Origin of the sequence: Streptomyces sp. NPDC126510 (assembly GCF_040302345.1) — a bacterium.
Lineage (GTDB): Bacteria > Actinomycetota > Actinomycetes > Streptomycetales > Streptomycetaceae > Streptomyces.
In genome coordinates this window covers 75,365-95,322 of record NZ_JBEORR010000030.1, presented here as the reverse complement: position 1 = coordinate 95,322, position 19,958 = coordinate 75,365, and the positions used below count along the sequence as shown (strand labels likewise).

Genomic DNA, 19,958 nt, shown 5'->3' with positions numbered 1-19,958 from the left:
CCGATCTGACGGGCCGTCAGCTATGCGGCAGTGGAGCGCTTGGGCCCCGGCCACCTCTCCGCGCCTGGGCGTGCCCGTCCGCACACCGCCCATCCGCTCCACTGTCTCCTCACCCCAGGGCGAGCAGCGCCGCGCGAATCTCCGCGAGCATCCCGGCAGGGTGGTGGAACACGTCCTGAGCGGTGAAGCGCAGCAGGCTGCGCACCTCGGGACACTGGTGAACCTGGTTGAAGCGGGAGACGTCCCGCCGGTGTGCCTCGCGGGTGCCGTGGTAGGCGTAGCCCTCGATCTCGACCGCCAGCCCTTCACGCCAGAAGAGGAAGTCGAGGACGACTCGGCGGCCGAGCGGGGTGAACAGTTCGACCTGGCTCTCGGGCCGAAGGCCCGTGTCGGCCATGCGCAGGCGTGCGACGGTCTCGGCCGGCGATCCGGCACGGGGGTCGCACAGGTCGAGCCATCGGCGGGGCTTCGTCGACCCTCGCGACGGGTGCGCCAGCGCCGCCGCCACCGCGTCCAGTCCGGCGAGCGGCGCCCTGCGTGCGGAGCCGGCCCGCCGGTAGGTCACCGCCGACTCCAGGGCGACGAGCGCGTCGTCCCTCGGCAGGGAGCGGAGCAGGTCGACGAGAGTCCGTACGGGACTGGTGACCCGCAGGCCGTGCCGCAGCGCCACGTCCTCGGGGGCGAGGAACATCCGGCGTACGCACACGCCCTTGGCCTTGCCGCGGAAGCTGCGGTCGGGGTCGAGGAACTCCAAGGGCGCTTTCACGGCGGGGGTGAGAGTCTCGATGTGCCAGAGGGCTGCGGCGGAGCGGTGGCTCACGACGAGTCGGGGAGTGAGGAGCTGGACGGCTCGCAGCCGGGTGGGAAGATCCGCGGCCCGTCCCGGCTCCAGCCACGCCCCGGCCTGAAGCCGGCCCCAGCCCTCCGCCCGGAGGGCACGGGTGAGGCCCCGCGCAGGCCAACCGGACTCCAGAGCACGGCAGGTGAGCAGCACTCCGCCCTGCGTCAGCTCCCGTAGCGCCGTTCGTTCTTCCACGCCGCCAAGATCGCAGGAAACACGGCAGGCCTTGACGGCCTGTGGATAACTTCCCGGCTCAGCCCTTCAGGGAGGTGAGGAAGGCGGTCCAGGCGGGAGCCCGGAAGAGCAGCACCGGTCCGGCCTGAGAGGCCTTCGAGTCCCGGACCGGTACCGCCCCGGGGTGCCCGTCCGCGACCTCGACGTACTCGCCTCCACTGCCGTTGCTGTAGCTGCTCCAGGGCGAGGCGAGCAAATCGGTCTGGTGTGAGTTCGCATGGGACGAGCCGACCCAGGTGGCGTGATGACAGGGTTCCGTTTCCGTGGCCGGACACACCTCGGCCGCGACGGCTCCCCCTCCGCGCCGCCGCGGCCGATCCCCGTGTAACGGTGGCTTACTTCGTCGGCTTGAACGGCTCCGACGTGGCGTGCAGGTCCTTCGTCTCCAGCGGCTCGTCCGTGGCGTGCAGATCCTCGGTCTTGAGCGGCTCGTCCGTGGCGTGCAGATCCTCGGTCTTGAGCGGCTCGCCGGTGGCGTGCAGGTCCTGCGGCTTGAGCTCGTCGCCCATGATCGTCAACTCCCCTTGGCATGGATCAGCAGTGAGGTCGGCGGGCCCGCCCGGTCACTCCCCCGAGGATGGCCGGACGGGCCCACCCGGGCCGCTCGCCCCGGAACAGCAGGGCGTGGCCCGTGCGGCGACCCGTCTGCCCCCCGACGCGACGGATCGACTGCGTCCATCATGGCGGGAGGCGATAAACGAATGATGAACGCCCCGACGGCGCCCCGAAGACCCCTCAGGCCGCCTGCACCGGGGACAGCAGCGCCCGCACCTCGGCCGCCTCGGGCGAGCCCAACTCCTGGTAGATACCGGCCGCTTCCTGCCAGCAGACCTGGGCCCGGCCGGTCTGGCCGATGCCGCTGAGCGCCCGCCCGAGGACGGTGAGGACATTGCCTCGCCGCCACTGACCGCCGATGCCGCGCAGCACCGTGAGCGCCATCTCGGCGTTCGCGGCGGCCCGCGCCGCACGCCGGGCGGCGAGGTCCACCTCGGCCAGCCGGAACAGGCTCATGCCCTCCCACAGGCGCTGCCTGCTGTCGCGGAACACCTCCAGCGCCTCCTGGAGCCGGTCGGCCGCGTCGCGCAGCTCCCCACTCTGGGTGAGGGCCAGCCCGAGGGCGTAGCGGGCATTCGCCCCGCGCATGGAGTTGCCCATGCCGTCGTAGATGTCGATGCCCTCCTGGGCCAGTGCGACAGCGCTCTGGGTGCGCCCGGTCGCGAGATGGATCCGGGAGAGGTTGCAGAGCGCGGCGGCCTCGCCGGGGCGGTCGCCCAGGGCGCGGAAGTGCTCGATGGCCCGGGAGAGGTGCTCCTCTCCGTCCGTGTGCCGGTTCTGGTAGAGCGCGATGATGCCGCGGGCGTTGCGGGCCCAGCAGACGGGGAGCAGGTCGCCGGACTCCTGGGCGAGCAGGATGGCCCGCTCCGCCTCCTCCTCGGCCCGTTCGAAACGGCCGCCCACGTGGTGGACGTTGACGAGCGTCATCAGCGCCCGTGCCTCCGCCCGCCCGAGGCCGTGCGAGCGGGCCGCGCCGACGAGTGCCTCGGCCGTCGCCTCGTACTCCCGGGAGTTGGCCCCCGACTCGGAGAGGTCGTGCGCGGCCCAGAGCATGTCGATCGCCCGGGGCAGGCTCTCCGGCCGCCCCGCGGACTGCCGTGCGCACGCGAGGAGGCACATGGCCTCCGCGTACAGCCAGTCCTGAGCCGCGTGCCGGTCGTCGAACCGCAGCCCCGGGTACGACGTGGGCTCCAAGTGGTCCACCAGCCGGTCGCCCGGCCGCTCGATCGCGTAGACGCCCGCCGCGGACGCCAGGTAGAAGTCCAGCAGCCGGGACAGCGCCGCCCCCCGTTCGCTCGGGGGCAGTTCGTCCCGTTCCGCGCAGGCACGCGCGTAGAGCCGCACCAGGTCGTGGAAGCGGTAGCGGCCGGGGGCCGCCGATTCGAGGAGGGAGGTGTCCACGAGGGACTCCAGCAGGTCCTCCGTGTCGTCGACCGGCAGGTCCAGGACCGCCGCGGCGGCGAGGAGGGAGATGTCGGGGCCGTCCGCCAGGCCGAGCAGGCGGAACGCGCGGGCCTGGGCGGGTTCCAGCTGCCCGTAGCCGAGTTCGAACGTGGCCTTGACGGCCAGGTCGCCGGCCTGGAGTTCGTCCAGGCGGCGGCGCTCGTCGGCGAGCTTCGCCGCCAGGACCGACACCGTCCAGGTGCGGCGGGCCGCCAGGCGGGACGCCGCGATGCGGATCGCGAGCGGCAGGAAACCGCAGGCGGCCACCACGTCCAGGGCGGCCTTGCGCTCGGACGCCACCCGCTCCTCGCCGACGATCTTCGTGAACAGCGCCAGCGCCTCGTCCGGGGACATCACGTCGAGGTCGATCAGGTGGGCGCCCGCCAGGTCCACCATCCGCACCCGGGAGGTGACCAGGGCGGCGCAGCCGTCCGTGCCGGGCAGCAGGGGGCGCACCTGGGCGGCGTCGCGGGCGTTGTCCAGCAGGACCAGCACCCGGCGCCCGGCCAGGACCGAGCGGTACAGGGCCGCGCGCTCCTCCAGGGAGTCGGGGATCGCCGAGTCCGCCGTGCCGAGGGCGCGCAGGAAGGAGCCGAGGACCGTCTCCGGCTCCGCCGCCCGGGCGCCCGCCCCCTGGAGGTCGACGTACAGCTGCCCGTCCGGGAACGCGGTGCGGGCCTGGTGCGCCACGTGCACCGCGAGGGTCGTCTTGCCGACACCGCCGATGCCCGCGAGGGCCGAGACCGCCATGACCCGGCCCTCGGCCGAGGCCAGGATCTCGCCGAGTTCGCGTACGAAGCCGGAGCGGCCGGTGAAGTCCGGAACGGTCGCGGGAAGTTGGGCCGGACGGACCGGGACGGAAGCCGGCTCGGGCGCCGGGGAGGAGGGCTCCGCCAGTGACGGGTCGGCCCGGAGGATCCGCTGCTGCAGCTCGCTCAGGCCGGGTCGCGGGTCCACGCCGAGTTCGTCGGCGAGCAGCCGGCGGGTGTCGGCGTAGACGGCCAGGGCCTCTGCCTGGCGGCCGCTGCGGTAGAGCGCCAGCATGAGCAGCTCGCGGAGCCGCTCCCGGAGCGGATGGGCCGCGGTGAGGGCGGTGAGCTCGGAGACGGCCTCGGCGTGGCAGCCCTGCTCCAGGTCCATGTCCAGGCGGGACTCCAGGAGCTGGAGCCGCCACTCCTCCAGGCGGACGCGCTGGGCCTCCGCGTAGGGGCCGGGCACTCCGGCCAGGGTCTCCCCGTCCCACAGGGCGAGGGCGCCGCGCAGGGTGGCGCGGGCGTGGCAGAGGTCGCCGGCGGAGCGGGCCTTCTCCGCTTCGGTCGCCAGGTCCTGGGCGACGGTGAGGTCCAGGGCACCCTCGGCGAGGTCGCGGACCGCGTAGCCGCCGGACTCGCTGACCAGGACGGCGGTGGAGGCCGTCGCGGTGCCGCCCGGCCGGCCTGCCTCGCCGCCGGGGCCGAGCACCTTGCGCAACCGGGAGGCGTACGTCCGTACCGCCGCCAGCGCCTGCGAGGGCGGTTCCTCTCCCCACAGGGCGTCGATCAGCTCCGCCGCTGTGGCCGTCCGGCCTTCGCGCAGCAACAGGGCTGCGAGCAGGGCGCGTTGCTGGGGGGAGCCGGTGGGGACGGGTTCGTCGCCGCGCCAGGCGCGCACGGGGCCGAGCACGCCGAAGCGCAGGGCCGCGGACTCGGCGGGCCCAGCCGCTCCGGCCGCCTCCGAGGACTCCGCGGGTCCGGCCGCCCCAGCCGTCGTCGCCGACTCGCGCGTGGAGTCTGGACGCCGCTGCTCCGGTACGCGCGGCACACCGTTCGGTACACCGTCCATGCAGTCCCCCTAGACATCCTGAGCAACCAGGCCAGTTTGCCTTGTTGGCGGCGGATACGTCAGCCGTGGGAGACGCCGATCACAGGGCGGCGCGGGGGAGTCCACCAGGTCTGCACACTCTCTTCGCACGCGAGTGCTCAAGGCCGACCACCAGGGCGAGTTGGAGCGGTTCGGCACCGCCGCTGTGCACAGTGGCCGGGTCGGGAAGAGACAGAGGCGCCCGAATGCTCCAGTTGACGGCTGGTGTCCTTGCGACGTGCCCGGGGATCCCGGGGGATAGTGGTCGTGGATCACTCTGACGAACCGGAAGGCGGCCCCCCATGCCCGGCGAGCAGCCCCACCTCTACGAGACCCTCGACGAGCGGTTCCGGACCGGCAGGTGCCAGGCGGGGGACTCGCGGCTGGAGACGCTGTACGAGGGGTGCCGGTGGGCCGAGGGGCCGGTGTACGTGCCCGCCGGACGGTATCTCGTGTGGAGCGACATCCCCAACGACCGGCTGCTGCGCTGGGACGAGACCACCGGGGCCGTCGGCGTGTTCCGCTCCCCCGCCGGATACCCGAACGGCAACACCCTGGACGTCCAGGGCCGTCTCATCACCTGTGAGCAGGGCAATCGGCGGGTGACCCGGACCGAGCACGACGGCTCGGTCACGGTGATCGCCGAGCGGTTCCGGGGCAAGCGGCTCAACAGCCCGAACGACGCCGTCGTGCGGTCCGACGGGTCGGTGTGGTTCTCCGACCCCGAGTTCGGGATCGCCACCGACTACGAGGGGCATCGCGCCGAGAGCGAGATCGGGGCCCGCAACGTCTACCGCGTCGACCCCGCGAGCGGCGAGGTACGGCTGGTCGCGGACGGGTTCCAGGGGCCCAACGGGCTGGTCTTCTCGCCGGACGAGCGGCGGCTGTACGTGTCGGACAGCGTCGCCAACCACATCCGCGTCTTCGACGTCGGCGAGGACGGGACCTCCCTCTCCGGCGGCGAGGTCTTCGCCGCCTGCGCCGACGGCAACTTCGACAACATCCGGTTCGACGACCAGGGGCGGCTCTGGGCCGCCGCCATGGCCGGGGGCGTGCACTGCTACGACCCCGACGGCACGCTCATCGGCCGCGTCCTGGTACCCGGCACCGTCGCCAACGTCCGGTTCGGAGGGGCCCGGCGCAACCGCCTGTTCATCGCCGCCGACACCACCCTGTACTCCCTGATGATGTCGGTCACCGGAACCCCGGCCCTGCCGATCGGCCGGTGACCGCGTCCCGCAGGGCGCCCTTCACGACCTTCCCGCTCGCGTTGCGCGGCAGCTCCGCGACGAACTCGACGCTTCTCGGGACCTTGTAGTTCGCCATCTCCCTGCGGGACCAGGCGATCAGGTCGTCGGCGGTCAGCAGGGCGCCGGGGCGCCGTACGACGTACGCCCGGCCGACCTCCCCGAGCCGGGCGTCCGGTACGCCGACCACCGCCACGTCGGCCACGTCCGGGTGCAGGCCCAGGAGCTGCTCTATCTCGGCGGGGTAGGCGTTGAAGCCGCCGACGATGAACATGTCCTTGAGGCGGTCGGTGATGCGCAGGTTGCCCGCCGCGTCCAGGACGCCGATGTCGCCGGTGCGCAGCCAGCCGTCCCGCGAGAGCACCTCGGCGGTGGCCCGCTCGTCCTCGTGGTAGCCGGTCATGACGTGGAAGCCGCGGACCAGGACCTCGCCGGGCACGCCGGGGTCCAGGGGCCGGCCCTCGGGGTCGACGACCCGTAGCTCCGTGCCGGGGATGGCCCGGCCCGACGTGGAGGCGATGACCGTCGGGTCGTCGCCGCGGCGGCACATCGTGACGACGCCGCTCGCCTCGGAGAGGCCGTAGGCGGTGAGGACCGTGCCGACGCCGAGTTCGGTGCGCAGGCGCTCAACGAGACGCAGCGGCACGACCGCCGCTCCCGTCACCACCAGGCGCAGGGCCGTCAGGTCGTGGGCGTCGCGGGCGGGGTGGTCGAGGAGGGACTGGAGGAGGGTCGGGGGGCCGGGGAGCACGGAGACCCGCTCGGCGGCGATGTTGGCCAGGACGGTGGTCACGTTGAACACCGACTGGGGGATCATCGTCGCGCCCCGCATCAGGCAGGCGATCACCCCGGCCTTGTAGCCGAAGGTGTGGAAGAAGGGGTTGACGATCAGGTAGCGGTCGCCCCGGGTGAGGCCCGCGAGGTCGCCCCAGATGTCGTAGGCGCGCAGCGTCTGGCCGTGGGTGATGACCGCGCCCTTGGGGCGGCCCGTCGTGCCCGAGGTGAAGATGATGTCCGAGGGCCAGGTGCCCCGTACGGCCGCGGACCTCGCACGCACCTCCGCCGGCCCCACCCCCTCCCCCGCGGCCAGGAAGTCCTTCCAGGTCAGGAAGTTCGCCGGGGCGTCCCCGGAGAGGACGACCGCGTGCTTCAGGGCGGGCAGGCCGGGCAGGGGGCCGGTGCCCGGGCCGTCTCCGGCCGCCCTGCGCAGGGACGCCACGTACGAGGTGCCGAGGAACGTGCCGGTCACGAAGAGCAGCCGGGCGCCGCTGCGGCGCAGCACGTCCGCCGCCTCGGCGCCCTTGAAGCGGGTGTTCAGCGGCACGAGCACGGCGCCCGCCGAGACCGCGCCCAGGGCGCCGACGATCCAGTCGAGCGAGTTCGGGGCCCAGACGGCGACCCGGTCGCCCGGTTCCACGCCGGTCGCCAGGCAGGCGGCCGCCGCACGCTCCACGCGTGCGCCCAGTTCCGCGTAGGTGACGCGGGTGCGCCCCTCGACGACGGCCTCGACGTCCGCGTGGCGCTCGGCCGCCGTCCTGACCAGGTCCGGAACGCTTTCCCATGCCGTATCCGCTCGCACAGCGCGCCTCCCCGACGACGTAGGAGCTGACTGCCCGTCAGATTATCTGTAATCTGACGACCTGTCAGCGACCGTTCGGGCCCGGAGGTGCGCGCAGCATGGCAGCAGGATCGGGAGGCCTCAAGGACGCCACCGCTCTCGTCGGCATAGGCCAGACGCCCTTCGCCAAACGGCTCCCGGAGGACGAACGCACCCTCGCCTGCCGTGCCGTCCTGGCCGCTCTCGACGACGCCGGGATCGCGCCCGGCGAGGTCGACGCCCTCGCCTCCTACACCATGGAGGAGACCGACGAGGTGGAGCTGGCGAAGGCGTGCGGCTTCGGTGACCTCACGTTCTTCAGCAAGGTCGGCTTCGGGGGCGGGGGTTCGTGCGCCACCGTCGCCCATCTCGCCGCCGCCATCGCCGCCGGGCAGGCGAGCGTGGGGGTGGCCTGGCGCTCCCGCAAGCGGGGCAGCGGGCCCCGACCCTGGACCAACACCACCGTCCAGCTCCCGACCCCGGCCCAGTGGACCCGGCCCTACGGGCTGCTGCGGCCCGCCGACGAGATCGCCATGCTCACCCGCCGCTACCTCCACGAGTACGGCGCCACCCGCGACCACCTGTTCAACGTCGCCCTGGCCTGCCGCAACCGGGCCAACCAGAACCCCGCCGCGATCATGTACGAACGGCCCCTCACCCGCGAGATGTACATGACCTCCCGCTGGATCAGCGAGCCGCTCTGCCTCTTCGACAACTGCCTGGAGACCGACGGGGCGCTGGCCTGTGTGCTGGTCTCCGCCGAGCGGGCCCGCGACTGCCGGCGCAGGCCCGTGTACGTCCATTCCGCCGCCCAGTCGCTCCCGTCCCAGCACCACGGCATGGTCAACTACTGGAACGACGACCCCCTCACCGGCCCCGCCTGGAGCGCCGCCCGGCACCTGTGGAAGCACTCCGACCTGACCCCCGAGGACGTCGACGTCGCCCAGGTCTACGACGCCTTCACGCCCCTGGTCCTGCTCTCCCTGGAGGGCTACGGCTTCTGCGGGCGCGGGGAGGGCGGGGCGTTCACCGAGGGCGGGGCGCTGGAGACCGGCGGGCTGCTGCCGCTGAACACCGGCGGGGGCGGGCTGTCCGAGGCCTACGTCCACGGCTTCAACCTGATCAACGAAGGGGTCAGGCAGCTGCGCGGCACCAGCACCGCGCAGGTCCCGGGCGCCTCCGCCTGTCTGGTCACGGCGGGTGAGGGGGTTCCGACCTCCGCCCTGCTGCTGAGGAGTTGAGGAGCTCCCGATGCTGCGTCCCGTCCCCGACCCCGATGGCGCCCCCTTCTGGGAGTACGCCGCCCAGGGCGAACTCCGCGTCCAGGCCTGCGCCGCGTGCGGCGAGTTCCGCTTCCCGCCCCGGCCCTGCTGTCCGCACTGCCAGTCCTTCGAGAGCGAGTGGCGCCCCCTGTCCGGCCGGGGCCGGATCTGGTCGTACGTCGTCGCCCATCCGCCGCTGCTGCCCGACTACGCGGCGCAGGCGCCGTACAACGTGATCGTCGTCGAGCTGGACGAGGCGCCCCGCATCCGGCTGGTGGGCAACCTGGTCCCCGGGGCCGGACAGCCCCTCGGTGCCTTCCCTCCGGAGAAGCTGCGCATCGGGGCGCGGGTGCGGGCCGTCTTCCACGACGGGCTTCCCCAGTGGGTCCCGGAGCGGTCATGAGCAGTGTCCTCGTACGGGCCGACCGGGACAGCGCGGTCGCCGTCGTGACGCTGAACCGGCCCGGGCGGCTCAACGCCGTCGACCTCGCCATGGCCGGCGAACTGGCCGCCACCTGGGACGAGTTGCGGTTCGACGACTCCGTGCGGGCGATCGTCCTCACCGGGGCCGGTGAGCGCGCCTTCTGCACCGGCATCGACCGGGACGCCGTCGTGCCGCAACCCGACTCGCCCTATGCGCAGGACGATCCGCTGCTCGGCATCGGACCGAAGGCGAACGACCTGTGGAAGCCGGTCGTCGCCGCCGTGCACGGCATGGCCTGCGGCGGGGCCTTCTACCTGCTCGGCGAGGCGGAGTTCATCGTCGCCGACACCACCGCCTCCTTCTTCGACCCGCACACCACCTACGGCATGGTCAGCGCCTACGAGTCGGTGCTCATGGCGCAGCGCATGCCGTACGGCGAGGTCGCCCGGATGGCGTTGATGGGGACGGCGGAGCGGATCTCGGCCCGGCGGGCGTACGAGACCGGCCTGGTGTCGGAACTCGTGGCGGAGGGCGAGGCGCTGGGGGCGGCGACCGCCTGCGCCGCCGTCCTCGCCGGGTATCCGACCGAGGCCGTGCAGGGGACCGTGCGGGCGTTGTGGGCCGCGAGTGAGGCGGGTCGGGCGCAGGGGCTCGCACAGGCGCCGCACCTCATCGCACTCGGGAACGCGACGGGCGAACGGCAGGCCCGGCTGTTCGCCGAGCGGTCGCGGGAGTACCGGTTGCGGTAGGAAATCGTTTCCTCCTACACGCGTATGCTCGGGGCGTGGTTGAGCATCGGATGATCGACGTCAATGGCATACAACTGCACATCGCGGAGCAGGGCGAGGGCCCGCTCGTGGTGCTGCTGCACGGTTTCCCGGAGTCCTGGCACTCCTGGCGCCACCAGTTCGGTCCGCTGGCCGAGGCCGGTTTCCGGGTGGTCGCGCCCGACCAGCGGGGGTACGGCGGCAGCGACCGCCCCGAGGACGTGTCCGCGTACAGCATCCTCCACCTGGTGGGGGACGTGGTCGGGCTGATCCACGCGCTGGGCGAGGAGCGGGCGTTCGTCGTCGGGCACGACTGGGGCGCCCCGGTGGCCTGGCACACCGCGCTGCTGCGGCCGGACGTGGTGCGCGGGGTGGCCGGACTGAGCGTGCCGCCGCCGTTCCGCGGGGACCGGCCTCCGCTTCAGACCATGCAGGAGCGTTTCGAGGGCCGCTTCTACTGGAACTACTTCAACCGGCCCGGGGCCGCGGAGGCCGAGTTCGCCGCCGACACCCGCACGGCGCTGCGCAAGCTGCTGTACGCCACCTCCGGTGACGCGCCGGGCGCCGGGCGGCCCGAGCAGGCCCTGGTCGACCTGGAGCGCGGCTGGCTCGCGGACGCGCCGAACCCGGAGGTGCTGCCCGCGTGGCTCACCGAGGGCGACCTCGACCTGCTCACCGAGAGCTTCGAGCCGGGCTTCACCGGCGCCCTCAACTGGTACCGCAACCTGGACCGCAACTGGGAGCTGACCGCCCCCTGGCAGGGCGCGGTCGTGTCCCCGCCCGCGCTGTACATGTACGGCGACCGGGACCTGGTCCCGGCCTTCCCGGGCACGCCCGAACTCATCGAGCGGCTGCCCGCCCTGATGCCGAACCTGCGCCGCAAGCCGCTCGTGCTGCCGGGCTGCGGCCACTGGACGCAGCAGGAGCGGCCCGCCGAGGTGAACGAGGCGCTGATCGAGTTCCTGACGGAGCTGCGGGACTGACGTCCCGTCGCCGGGGCCCCCGTCAGTCGTCGACGGGGGCCCGGCCCTCGACCTTGCAGTGGTCGACCGAGTCCACCAGGCTCGGGTCGCCAACCCGGACGTCGACGGTGGCCTTGCCGTTCGCGGGGACCGTGACGTCGCCGTGCCGGCTGACGACGGTGATGCCCAGGTCGTCCTCGAAGGTCACCGAGACGGAGAAGTCCGCCGTTCGGCCGTTGGGGTTGCTGACCTCGACGGTCGCGTAGGGGGCCGCCGGGGTCGCGCAGCTCACCAGCCTCGCGGTGCCGTCCTTCAGGGCCTTGCGGCTGCCGGAGCCGGAGGAGGACGTCGGTGTGGAGCCGTAGCCGGGCCTGCGGGTGTAGGAGCTGCCACCGGTGCTGCCGGAGCTGCCGCTGTAGTCATCGTCGTCGTCGGAGCCGTAGGAACCGCCGCTGGACCCGCCCGAGCCGTAGGCGCCGCCGCTCGACGTGGACGACCTCGAACTGTCGTGGTCCTGGCTGGAGCTGCTGCACCCGCCGCCTCCACCGCCGCTGTGACCGTGGCTGCCGCCGCGGCCCCGGCCGGAGGAGAAACCGGTCAGTGCCAGCACCACCAGGACCAGCACCGCCGTGAACCTGAGCCCGCGCCCCCGTGTCTGCATGCCGGAGAGCCTAGTGATCGTCTGTCACGGTCATGTCACCGCGTAGCGACCGGAGCGTGCCCGGCGTAGCGTCGTGGGTGGAAGCGGTGAACGGACCGCTCCCCATCGAACGACGGCCGCCGTCCGGAGCCCCTTCCGTACGCCGGTGCGACGGCCGTCCCGGGCCGGTCGGGCGGTCCGGCGGCCGTCCCGGACCCGTCAGGCGGTGCGCGCCGTGCCCGTGCCCTTCTCCGCGTCCAGCGCGTACACGCAGCGGTCCTTGCTGCACGCGTACACCACCCCGTCCCGGACGACCGGGGAGCCGGTGATCTCGCCGCCGGTGGCGAGCTTCCAGCGCAGCCGGCCGTCGTCGGCCTTCAGGGTGTAGAGCAGGTGGTCGGTGGAGCCGAAGTGGATCCGGCCCTCGGCGACCGAGGGGGCGCCCACGATGTCGCCGCCCGCCTGGAAGCGCCACTTGGGTGTGCCGGTGACCGCGTCGAGCGTGTAGAGGCCCTTGCCGCTGCCCACGTGGACATGGCCGGCGGCGACCAGGACGGGGTCGACGCAGGAGCGGGACTCGGTGGCGATGCGCCAGCGGTCGCGGCCGTCGGTGGCGTCGAGGGCGTAGACCGTGCCGAGGTAGTCGGCGAGGTAGATGCCGCCGCCGGTGACGGCCGGGCCGGGGACGAACGTGGGCGGGCAGAGGAACACGGCCGGGGCCTCGAAGTGCCACTTCACGTGCCCGGCGGCCACGTCCAGGGCGAGGACGCGGGTGCCGGCGCAGACGTAGACGTAGCCGTCGGTGGCCTGGGTGAGCCGGATCGGGACGCCGCCGCAGGAGCCGGCGTCGCCGATCGGGTACGACCAGCGCTCCTCGCCGGTGCGGGCGTCCAGGGCGCGCAGCCGGGCGTCCTGCCACACGTAGACCGTGCCGTCGTGCAGGACCGGCCCGGCCTCGGGGGACTCGAAGTCGGTCTGGCAGCCGGTGATCTCCCAGAGCTTCTGGCCGCCGGAGGCCTCCCAGCCCTGCACGCCGCCGCCGCGGGTGCCGGTGACGACGGTGCCGCGGCCGGCCTGGAGCGTGTAGACCCAGGCGTCGGTCTGCAGGCGCCACAGGTCGGCGCCCTCACGGGCGTCCAGGGCGAACAGGGTGGGCCCGTCGGAGGCGTGGATCCTGCCCTCCGCGACCGCCATGGACCAGGCGACGTCCCGGGTCTTGAAGCGGCGGCGGCCGGTGGCGACGTCCAGGGCGTGCACCTCGAAGGACGTGACGTAGACCAGGTCGTCGGCGACCGCGGGCGTGCCCCAGACGTCGTTGGACATGCGGAAGCGCCACGGCCGCCAGCCGCCGGCCTGCTCAGGCGGCGCGGCCGGGGCCGCGGGCGCGGCGACGGCCGGGCCCACGGCGGGGCCGGTGCCGTTGACGCCGGGGCGGGGCTTGGCCCAGGAGGCGGCGAGCGCGGCCTCGGGAGGGGGTGCCTTGACGGCGGCGGCGCGCACGTCGGCGACGCGCGGGCCCGGGCCGATGGGCACCTGCGCGCCGGCCAGCCGGACGGGGCCGGTGTCGGGGCCGCCGACCGGGGCGGCCACGGACGCGGCGGGCGCCGGCGCCGGGACGACGGGGTCGTGCGCGGGCGGGGGCGGGATGGGCGCGGGCCCCGGAGCGGGGCCGGGGCGTCCGCCGCCGCTGCGGCCGGTGCCCTGGGCGGGCTTGCCGGCCGGGCGGCCGTTGCGGCGGGACTCGATCAGGCCCACGGCCCGCTCGGGCAGCCACGCGGAGGCCGTGCCGCTGTCGTCGGAGCCGGAGCCGAAGAGGTGCGGGGCGAGCTGGGCCTGGAGGTCGGCCGGGTTGGGACGGGCCGTGGGGTCCATCTGCATACAGGAGTCGATGAGCGGCCGCAGCTCGTCCGGGAGCCCTTCGAGGTCCGGGCCCTCACGCAGCAGCATGAAGACCGTCTCGACCGGGTTGGCGCCGTGGAAGGGCGGGTGTCCGGTGGCGGCGAAGACCAGCATCGAGCCCAGGGAGAAGACGTCGCTGGCGCCGGTGACGCTGCGGGAGTCCTTGGCCTGCTCGGGGGACATGTAGGCAGGGGTGCCGACGGCGACGTTCGTCATCGTCAGACGCGTGTTCGACACGCCCGACGCGATACCGAAGTCGATCACCCGGGGGCCGTCCTCCACGACCAGGACGTTCGACGGCTTGAGGTCGCGGTGCACCAGGCCCGCGCCGTGGATGGACTGGAGCGCCTCGGCCACGCCCGCCGCCAGCCAGCGCACCGCCTGGGCCGGCATCGGGCCGCAGTCGTTCACTATCTCCTCGAGGGAGGGCGCGGGGACGTACGCGGTGGCCAGCCACGGCACGGCGGCGCGCGGGTCGGCGTCCACGACCGCGGCCGTGTAGAAGCCGGAGACGGCGCGGGCCGCCTCGACCTCACGCGTGAAGCGGACCCGGAACAGCTGGTCCTCGGCGAGCTCCGTCCGGACGGTCTTGATCGCCACACGCCGGCCGGATGCCGAACGCGCGAGATAGACCAGCCCCATGCCGCCGGCACCCAGCCGCCCCAGCACCTCGAACGGCCCGATCCGCCGCGGATCGTGCTGCGTCAGCTGATCCACCACTCTGCCTGCCACCTCCCCGTACGAGCCGCGCCGAGCCACATGTTCCACGCGACCTTCGTGCAGCGTCTCACCACCGCACCGCCATGGCGGCACGCACCCTGATTCTTCCTGGCCGGAGCCGTGGTTGCGAACCCGGTGACAATTGGGATGTCTCGGCATGGAAGTGATCAAATGATGACCAAATGATGCCTGCTCAGCGGTGCAGCAACGCGAAGGAGGCCCCCTGATTGTCCGTGACGACGGCGACCTCCCCGTACGAGGTCTCGAAGGGCGGGGCCTGGACCCGGCCACCGAGCCGCCGCACGTCCTCCAGAGCGGCGGGTACGTCCTCGACGGCGAAGTGCACGAGGAAGTGCGGCGGCATCCGGTCGGAGAACACGTCCGTGACGGGGGCCCGGCCGAAGTCGGGCTCGGCGCCCGGCCCGAACAGGGCCTCCCGGAAGAGATCGCCGTAGAAGGCGTTGGCCGCCTCGGTGTCCCGGGCGTACAGCTCGACCCAGGCGAAGGTGCCCGGCTCGTGCCGTGTGCCGAAGCCGGGGTGGTCCTCCGGCTGCCACAGGGCGAAGACGGCACCCTCGGGGTCGGTGACGAGCGCGGTGACGCCCAGCTCGCCGGCCGGCACCGGGGCCGAGACGACCTGACCGCCCGCGTCCCGGATGCGCCGGGCCAGGGCGGGTGCGTCCGGGGTCGCGAAGTACACCGTCCAGACGGTGGGCAGCCGTCCGTCCACCTTGCGGACCAGGGCGGCCACGGGTTCGCCGTCCTTCAGTGCCTGCGCGAAGGAGCCGAACCAGTCCTCGAAGGTCCACCCGAAAAGTTCACCGTAGAACCGCTTGCCCGCCTCGACGTCCGGAAGCTGCGCGTCCACCCAGCAGGGGACGCCCTCTCCGTACACCGATGCCCTGTTTTCGGCCATGCGGACAACGTAACCGCGACTGCCGCACCCCGCAGACCAGGCACACCAGCCCCCGTACTCCCTTACACCCCATTTGCAGTCGGCCGAATCGCGCCCCGATCACGCCTCGGTAAGCTGACGTCATGACAGGACAAGTGCGTACCGTCGACGGCCGCGTGGCCGGCCGACGTGGGCAGGCGACCCGGCAGAAGCTGCTCGACTGCCTCAGCGAGATGCTCAGCTCCTCCCCGTACCGGGACGTCAAGGTCATCGATGTCGCCCGGAAGGCGGGTACTTCGCCCGCGACCTTCTATCAGTACTTTCCGGACGTCGAGGGCGCCGTCCTGGAGATCGCCGAGCAAATGGCGACCGAGGGCGCCGCGTTGACCGAGCTCCTGGAGGGCCGCTCCTGGGCCGGCAAGGCCGGCTGGCAGACGGCGCAGGAACTCGTCGACGGTTTCCTGGAGTTCTGGCGCAAGAACGACGCCATCCTCCGGGTCGTCGATCTCGGTGCCGCCGAGGGCGACAAGCGCTTCTACAAACTCCGCATGAAGATCCTCAACTCGGTGAACAACTCCCTCGCGGACGCCGTCGCCGAGCTCCAGGCCAAGGGCCGGGTCGACAAGGACGTGAACCCGGCGGCCGTCGCCGGTTCGCTGGTCGCGATGCTCGCGGCCGTCGCCTCCCACCAGAAGGGCTTCTCCTCCTGGGGCGTGAAACAGGCCGAACTGAAGCCGAACCTCGCCCTGTTGGTACACCTCGGCGTCACCGGCCGGAAGCCGACGAAGTAGCGCGGCGCGACGCCTTCTTACCCACCCAAGTCCTGTCTGGCAGGCGGTGGTCCACCCGGGTGGACCACCGCCTGTCGCGCGTTCGCGCCCCGCGTCCCTACCTCCGTACCAGCCGGAACACCCGGATCTCCCGCTCCACCCGCGCCTGGTACGCCGCGTACGGCGGCCAGAACACCAGCAGCGCCTGCCACGCCGCCGCCCGCTCCTCCCCCGCCAGCAGCCGGGCCGTGACCGGGACGTCCCGGCCCTTCCAGCTGATCTCCGCCTCGGGGTGCGCGAGGAGGTTGTGGCTCCAGGCCGGGTGCCCCGGCCGTCCGAAGTTGGACCCGACGAGGATCCAGTGACGCCCGCCGTCCTCCGGCATGCAGGCCAGGGGGGTACGGCGGGGCAGGCCGCTCCTCGCCCCGGTCGAGGTCAGCACCACACCGGGGAGCATGTGCGCGCTGAGCAGCACCTTTCCCCTGGTGAGCCGGTGGACGGCCCGGTCCAGGGCGGGCACCACGTGCGGCGCCACGCGCGCGAAGCCCCGGGTCGACGACACCTTCTGCACCACGCGTGCGCCCCTCATGTGCCGGCCTCCTCGAAGACGTGTGCCGCATCGGCCGCGTGCGCCCGCAGCCGGTGCGCCGGCCCGAACAGCAGCTCGTCGCCCGCGGCGCGCTTGAAGTACAGGTGAGCCTCGTGCTCCCAGGTGAATCCGATGCCGCCGTGCAGCTGGATCCCCTCGGCGGCGGCCCGGCGCAGCGCTTCGAGCGCCTGGGCGAGGGCGAGAGCACCGGCCCTCTCCTCGCCGGCCGGGGCGGTGGCCCCTGCGGCGGCCCAGGCCGCGTAGTACGCCGCCGAGCGGGCCGCCTGGACCTGGACGTACGCGTCGGCCAACCGGTGCTTGACCGCCTGGAAGGAGCCGACCGGCCGCCCGAACTGCTCGCGCTGCCCCACGTACTCGACCGTCCGCTCCAGCACCCGGGCGGCGGCCCCCACCGCCTCCGCGGCGAGGCAGGCGGCGACGGTGTCACCGAGCCCGGCGAGGGCGGGAAGGGCGTCGGAGTCCTCATCGCCCAGCAACTCGGCCCGTACGTCTCGCAGTTGGATCCGGCCCTGTGGGCGGGTCGCGTCCAGTGCGGTCTGCCGTACGCGGGTGAGGCCGGCGGCGTCCGCGCGCACGAGGAAGAGCAGGACCCGCGAACGGGGGAATCCCCCGGTGTGCGCGGCGACCAGGAGCAGCTCGGCGCTGTGCCCGTCGAGGACCTGGTCGGCCTGCCCGTACAGCCGCCAGCCGCCCTCCGCCCGCCGGGCCTGCACGCCCCCGGCCCGTCCCCCGCCGGCCCACCGCCCGCGCCCGTCGTGGCCGGTGAGCGCGAGGGCGGTGGCGAGGGCGGTCCCCGGTACGGCGAGGGCGGCGGTGAATTCGCCGGAGGCCATGCGGGGCAGGAGCTCGGCGCGCTGGGCGTCGGTGCCCAGGGCGAGCAGCAGCGGGGCGGCGAGGACCGCGGTGGCCAGCAGCGGGGTGGGGGCGAGGGCCCGGCCCGTCTCCTCGCAGGCCAGGGCCAGTTCGGTCACGGTGCAGCCGGCACCGCCGTAGGTCTCGGGGAGGGCCAGTGCGGCCAGGCCGAGGTGGCCGGCGAGGAGGGTCCACAGGGCGGGGTCGTGCCCGGCCGGGGTGTCGACGGCGGCCCGCAGCTCTTCGGACCCGCACCGCTTGCCGAGGAGTTCGCGCAGGGTGCGGCGGATCTCGTCCTGTTCGTCGGTGAAGCGGGCGTCCATGGGGCACCTCTCTCCGCATCTGACGGTGCGTCATATTAGGGCGGCGGAACAGGGAAGCCCAGAGCCCTGCCGCACCGGCCCGTATCTGATGTACCGTCAGATTCATGGTGGCCCGGAGGAAAGCGGCCGTCGTCGGCGTGGCCCTGTCGGACTGCGGCCGGGTGGACGACGCGACCCCGTACGCGCTGCACGCCCAGGCGGCCCGGCGCGCCCTGGCCGACGCGGGCCTGGACCGGTCGCTGGTCGACGGCTTCGCCTCGGCGGGCCTCGGCACGCTGGCGCCCGTGGAGGTCGCCGAGTATCTGGGCCTGCGCCCCACCTGGGTCGACTCCACCTCCGTGGGCGGCTCCACCTGGGAGGTCATGGTCGCCCACGCGGCGGACGCGATCGCCGCCGGGCACGCCCGCGCGGTGCTGCTCGTCTACGGCTCGACGGCCCGCGCGGACGTCCGGGCCGGCCGCCGCACCGGAACCCTGTCCTTCGGCACGCGCGGCCCCCTGCAGTTCGAAGTCCCCTACGGCCACACCCTGATCGCCAAGTACGCCATGGCGGCCCGCCGCCACATGATCGAGTACGGCACGACGACCGAGCAGCTGGCGGAGGTGGCCGTGCAGGCCCGGGCCAACGCGGCCCTCAACCCCGAGGCGATGTTCCGCACGCCGATCACGGTCGACGAGGTCCTGGCGGGGCCCATGATCGCCGACCCCTTCACCAAGCTGCATTGCTGCGTCCGTTCCGACGGCGGGGCGGCGGTGCTGCTGGTGGCGCAGGACTACGTACGGGACTGCCGTACGGCGCCGGTGTGGGTGCTCGGGAGCGGGGAGTCCGTCTCGCACGCGGCGATGTCCGAGTGGCCGGACTTCACGGTGTCGCCGGCGGCGGTGAGCGGGAGGCTGGCGTTCGAGCGGGCGGGGGTGCGGCCGTCGGAGATCGACTTCGCCGAGCTCTACGACGCGTTCACCTACATGACGCTGGTGACGCTGGAGGACCTCGGCTTCTGCGGCAAGGGCGAGGGCGGGGCGTTCGTGGAGAAGGGGCGGCTGCGGGTGAAGGGCGGTGAGCTGCCGGTGAACACCGACGGGGGCGGTCTTTCGGCGCAGCATCCCGGGATGCGGGGGCTGTTCCTGCTGGTGGAGGCGGTGCGGCAGCTGCGCGGGGAGTGCGGGGAGCGCCAGGTGCGGCGGGGTGACGGTGCGCTGCCGAGGCTGGCGGTGGCGTCGGGGACGGGGGGCTGGTTCTGCTCGTCGGGGACGGTGGTGCTGGGGGCGGGGTGAGCGGGCGCGGGCGGGGGGACTGCGCTGCCCTCGGCGTGCACGGTCCGGCCTCTCGGGGGGGACCGGTGACAATCGAGGCATGGCAACCGATCTTCACGAGCTGCTGAGGTCACTGCGGGTCTGGGACCCGAAGGTCACGGACCTGCCCTCCTTCGAGCCGGACACGGCTCCGGCCACTCCCCTGCCCCTGTTCACCGAGTGGTTCGCGGCGGCGGTGGCGGCGGGCCAGACCGAGCCGCACACCATGTCGCTGGCGACGTCGGACGAGTCGGGCCTGCCCGACGTACGGATCGTGATGCTGCACGGCGCGGACGACGACGGCTGGTCCTTCGCGTCCCACACCGGCAGCCGCAAGGGCCGGCACCTCGCCGGCCGCCCGTACGCCGCGCTCGGCTTCTACTGGCCGGTGCTGGGCCGGCAGGTCCGGGTGCGGGGCCCGGTGACGGCGGCTCCGTCCGAGGAGGCCCAGGGCGACCTGCACGCCCGCTCGACCGGGGCGCTGGCGGCGGCGCTGACCGGGCGGCAGAGCGAGATCCTCCCCTCGCTGGACGACCTGGCCCGGGCCTCGGAGTCGGCGTGGGAGCGGGCGTCGCGGGAGCCGGAGGCACCGGTGCCGTCCTGGACGCTGTACCGGCTGCGGGCCGAGGAGGTGGAGTTCTTCCAGGGCGACGAGCGACGGCGGCACGTCCGGCTCCGCTATCGGCGCGAGGAGGAGCGCGGCGGGGAGGGGTGGGCGCGGGAGCTGCTGTGGCCGTGAGGACGGCGCCCCCGGGCCTCGGCCTGGGGAGGGCGTCGGCCCGCCCG

Annotated in this window: 18 protein-coding genes; 8 read left to right on the top strand and 10 right to left on the bottom strand. The window is 73.5% G+C overall.

Features of this window, described 5'->3' with window-relative positions; genetic code table 11:
• Positions 1–109: 109 nt before the first annotated feature.
• The 4 genes from ABTX60_RS33375 to afsR form a co-directional block, all read right to left on the bottom strand.
• Positions 110–1,036, bottom strand: coding sequence for a hypothetical protein (locus ABTX60_RS33375; RefSeq protein WP_352100753.1), 927 nt, complete (start codon positions 1,034–1,036; stop codon positions 110–112).
• Positions 1,037–1,094: 58 nt separating this feature from the next.
• The gene (locus ABTX60_RS33370; RefSeq protein WP_352100752.1) at positions 1,095–1,271 is read right to left on the bottom strand and encodes a DUF397 domain-containing protein; all 177 of its coding nucleotides are present in this window, start codon (positions 1,269–1,271) and stop codon (positions 1,095–1,097) included.
• A gap of 139 nt (positions 1,272–1,410) precedes the next feature.
• On the bottom strand, positions 1,411–1,584 hold the full coding sequence (locus tag ABTX60_RS33365) for a hypothetical protein (protein ID WP_199825661.1): 174 nt from the start codon (positions 1,582–1,584) through the stop codon (positions 1,411–1,413).
• Between the two features lie 226 nt (positions 1,585–1,810).
• Positions 1,811–4,894, bottom strand: a complete 3,084-nt coding sequence (afsR, locus tag ABTX60_RS33360) for an SARP-family global regulator AfsR (protein ID WP_352100751.1) — start codon at positions 4,892–4,894, stop codon at positions 1,811–1,813.
• Positions 4,895–5,214: 320 nt separating this feature from the next.
• Between afsR and ABTX60_RS33355 the strand changes: the two genes are divergently transcribed.
• Positions 5,215–6,141, top strand: coding sequence for an SMP-30/gluconolactonase/LRE family protein (locus ABTX60_RS33355; protein ID WP_352100750.1), 927 nt, complete (start codon positions 5,215–5,217; stop codon positions 6,139–6,141).
• Here ABTX60_RS33355 and ABTX60_RS33350 read toward each other — a convergent pair.
• On the bottom strand, positions 6,107–7,738 hold the full coding sequence (locus tag ABTX60_RS33350; RefSeq protein WP_352100749.1) for a FadD3 family acyl-CoA ligase: 1,632 nt from the start codon (positions 7,736–7,738) through the stop codon (positions 6,107–6,109). The two genes, ABTX60_RS33355 and ABTX60_RS33350, sit on opposite strands and share 35 nt — an antisense overlap.
• A gap of 98 nt (positions 7,739–7,836) precedes the next feature.
• On the opposite strand from ABTX60_RS33350, the gene ABTX60_RS33345 reads away from it, so the two are divergent.
• Genes ABTX60_RS33345 through ABTX60_RS33330 form a run of 4 tightly spaced genes read left to right on the top strand, consistent with a single transcriptional unit; the run spans position 7,837 to position 11,192 of the window.
• Positions 7,837–8,997 (top strand): lipid-transfer protein, encoded by a 1,161-nt coding sequence (locus ABTX60_RS33345; RefSeq protein WP_352100748.1) that lies wholly within the window; start codon positions 7,837–7,839, stop codon positions 8,995–8,997.
• 10 nt (positions 8,998–9,007) lie between these two features.
• Positions 9,008–9,421 (top strand): Zn-ribbon domain-containing OB-fold protein, encoded by a 414-nt coding sequence (locus tag ABTX60_RS33340; RefSeq protein ID WP_352100747.1) that lies wholly within the window; start codon positions 9,008–9,010, stop codon positions 9,419–9,421.
• On the top strand, positions 9,418–10,191 hold the full coding sequence (locus tag ABTX60_RS33335) for an enoyl-CoA hydratase/isomerase family protein (protein ID WP_352100746.1): 774 nt from the start codon (positions 9,418–9,420) through the stop codon (positions 10,189–10,191). The genes ABTX60_RS33340 and ABTX60_RS33335 overlap by 4 nt, the downstream gene beginning before the upstream one ends.
• Before the next feature lie 50 nt (positions 10,192–10,241).
• The gene (locus tag ABTX60_RS33330; protein ID WP_352100764.1) at positions 10,242–11,192 is read left to right on the top strand and encodes an alpha/beta fold hydrolase; all 951 of its coding nucleotides are present in this window, start codon (positions 10,242–10,244) and stop codon (positions 11,190–11,192) included.
• Between the two features lie 22 nt (positions 11,193–11,214).
• Here ABTX60_RS33330 and ABTX60_RS33325 read toward each other — a convergent pair whose 3' ends face one another.
• From ABTX60_RS33325 to kbpA, 3 genes are all read right to left on the bottom strand, one after another.
• The gene (locus tag ABTX60_RS33325) at positions 11,215–11,832 is read right to left on the bottom strand and encodes a hypothetical protein (protein ID WP_352100745.1); all 618 of its coding nucleotides are present in this window, start codon (positions 11,830–11,832) and stop codon (positions 11,215–11,217) included.
• 198 nt (positions 11,833–12,030) lie between these two features.
• A complete protein-coding gene (afsK, locus tag ABTX60_RS33320) occupies positions 12,031–14,430 on the bottom strand; it encodes a protein serine/threonine kinase AfsK (RefSeq protein WP_352100744.1) in 2,400 nt (799 codons plus the stop codon).
• 193 nt (positions 14,431–14,623) lie between these two features.
• Positions 14,624–15,346, bottom strand: a complete 723-nt coding sequence (gene kbpA / locus ABTX60_RS33315; protein ID WP_352100743.1) for an AfsK-binding protein KbpA — start codon at positions 15,344–15,346, stop codon at positions 14,624–14,626.
• Positions 15,347–15,468: 122 nt separating this feature from the next.
• Between kbpA and ABTX60_RS33310 the strand changes: the two genes are divergently transcribed.
• Positions 15,469–16,116: a TetR family transcriptional regulator gene (locus tag ABTX60_RS33310; RefSeq protein ID WP_167345935.1), complete on the top strand. Its 648-nt coding sequence runs from the start codon at positions 15,469–15,471 to the stop codon at positions 16,114–16,116.
• Positions 16,117–16,213: 97 nt separating this feature from the next.
• On the opposite strand, the gene ABTX60_RS33305 is transcribed toward ABTX60_RS33310, so the two are convergent.
• Both ABTX60_RS33305 and ABTX60_RS33300 read right to left on the bottom strand, forming a co-directional pair.
• A complete protein-coding gene (locus ABTX60_RS33305; protein WP_352100742.1) occupies positions 16,214–16,684 on the bottom strand; it encodes a nitroreductase/quinone reductase family protein in 471 nt (156 codons plus the stop codon).
• A complete protein-coding gene (locus tag ABTX60_RS33300; protein ID WP_352100741.1) occupies positions 16,681–17,880 on the bottom strand; it encodes an acyl-CoA dehydrogenase family protein in 1,200 nt (399 codons plus the stop codon). The genes ABTX60_RS33305 and ABTX60_RS33300 overlap by 4 nt, the downstream gene beginning before the upstream one ends.
• Positions 17,881–17,984: 104 nt before the next feature.
• Here ABTX60_RS33300 and ABTX60_RS33295 point away from each other — a divergent pair, with 104 nt between their 5' ends.
• Both ABTX60_RS33295 and ABTX60_RS33290 read left to right on the top strand, forming a co-directional pair.
• Positions 17,985–19,154, top strand: a complete 1,170-nt coding sequence (locus tag ABTX60_RS33295; RefSeq protein WP_352100740.1) for a thiolase C-terminal domain-containing protein — start codon at positions 17,985–17,987, stop codon at positions 19,152–19,154.
• A gap of 79 nt (positions 19,155–19,233) precedes the next feature.
• Positions 19,234–19,911 carry a pyridoxine/pyridoxamine 5'-phosphate oxidase gene (locus ABTX60_RS33290; RefSeq protein WP_352100739.1) on the top strand — a complete coding sequence of 226 codons (678 nt, stop codon included), beginning with the start codon at positions 19,234–19,236 and terminating at the stop codon, positions 19,909–19,911.
• Positions 19,912–19,958 lie beyond the last annotated feature (47 nt).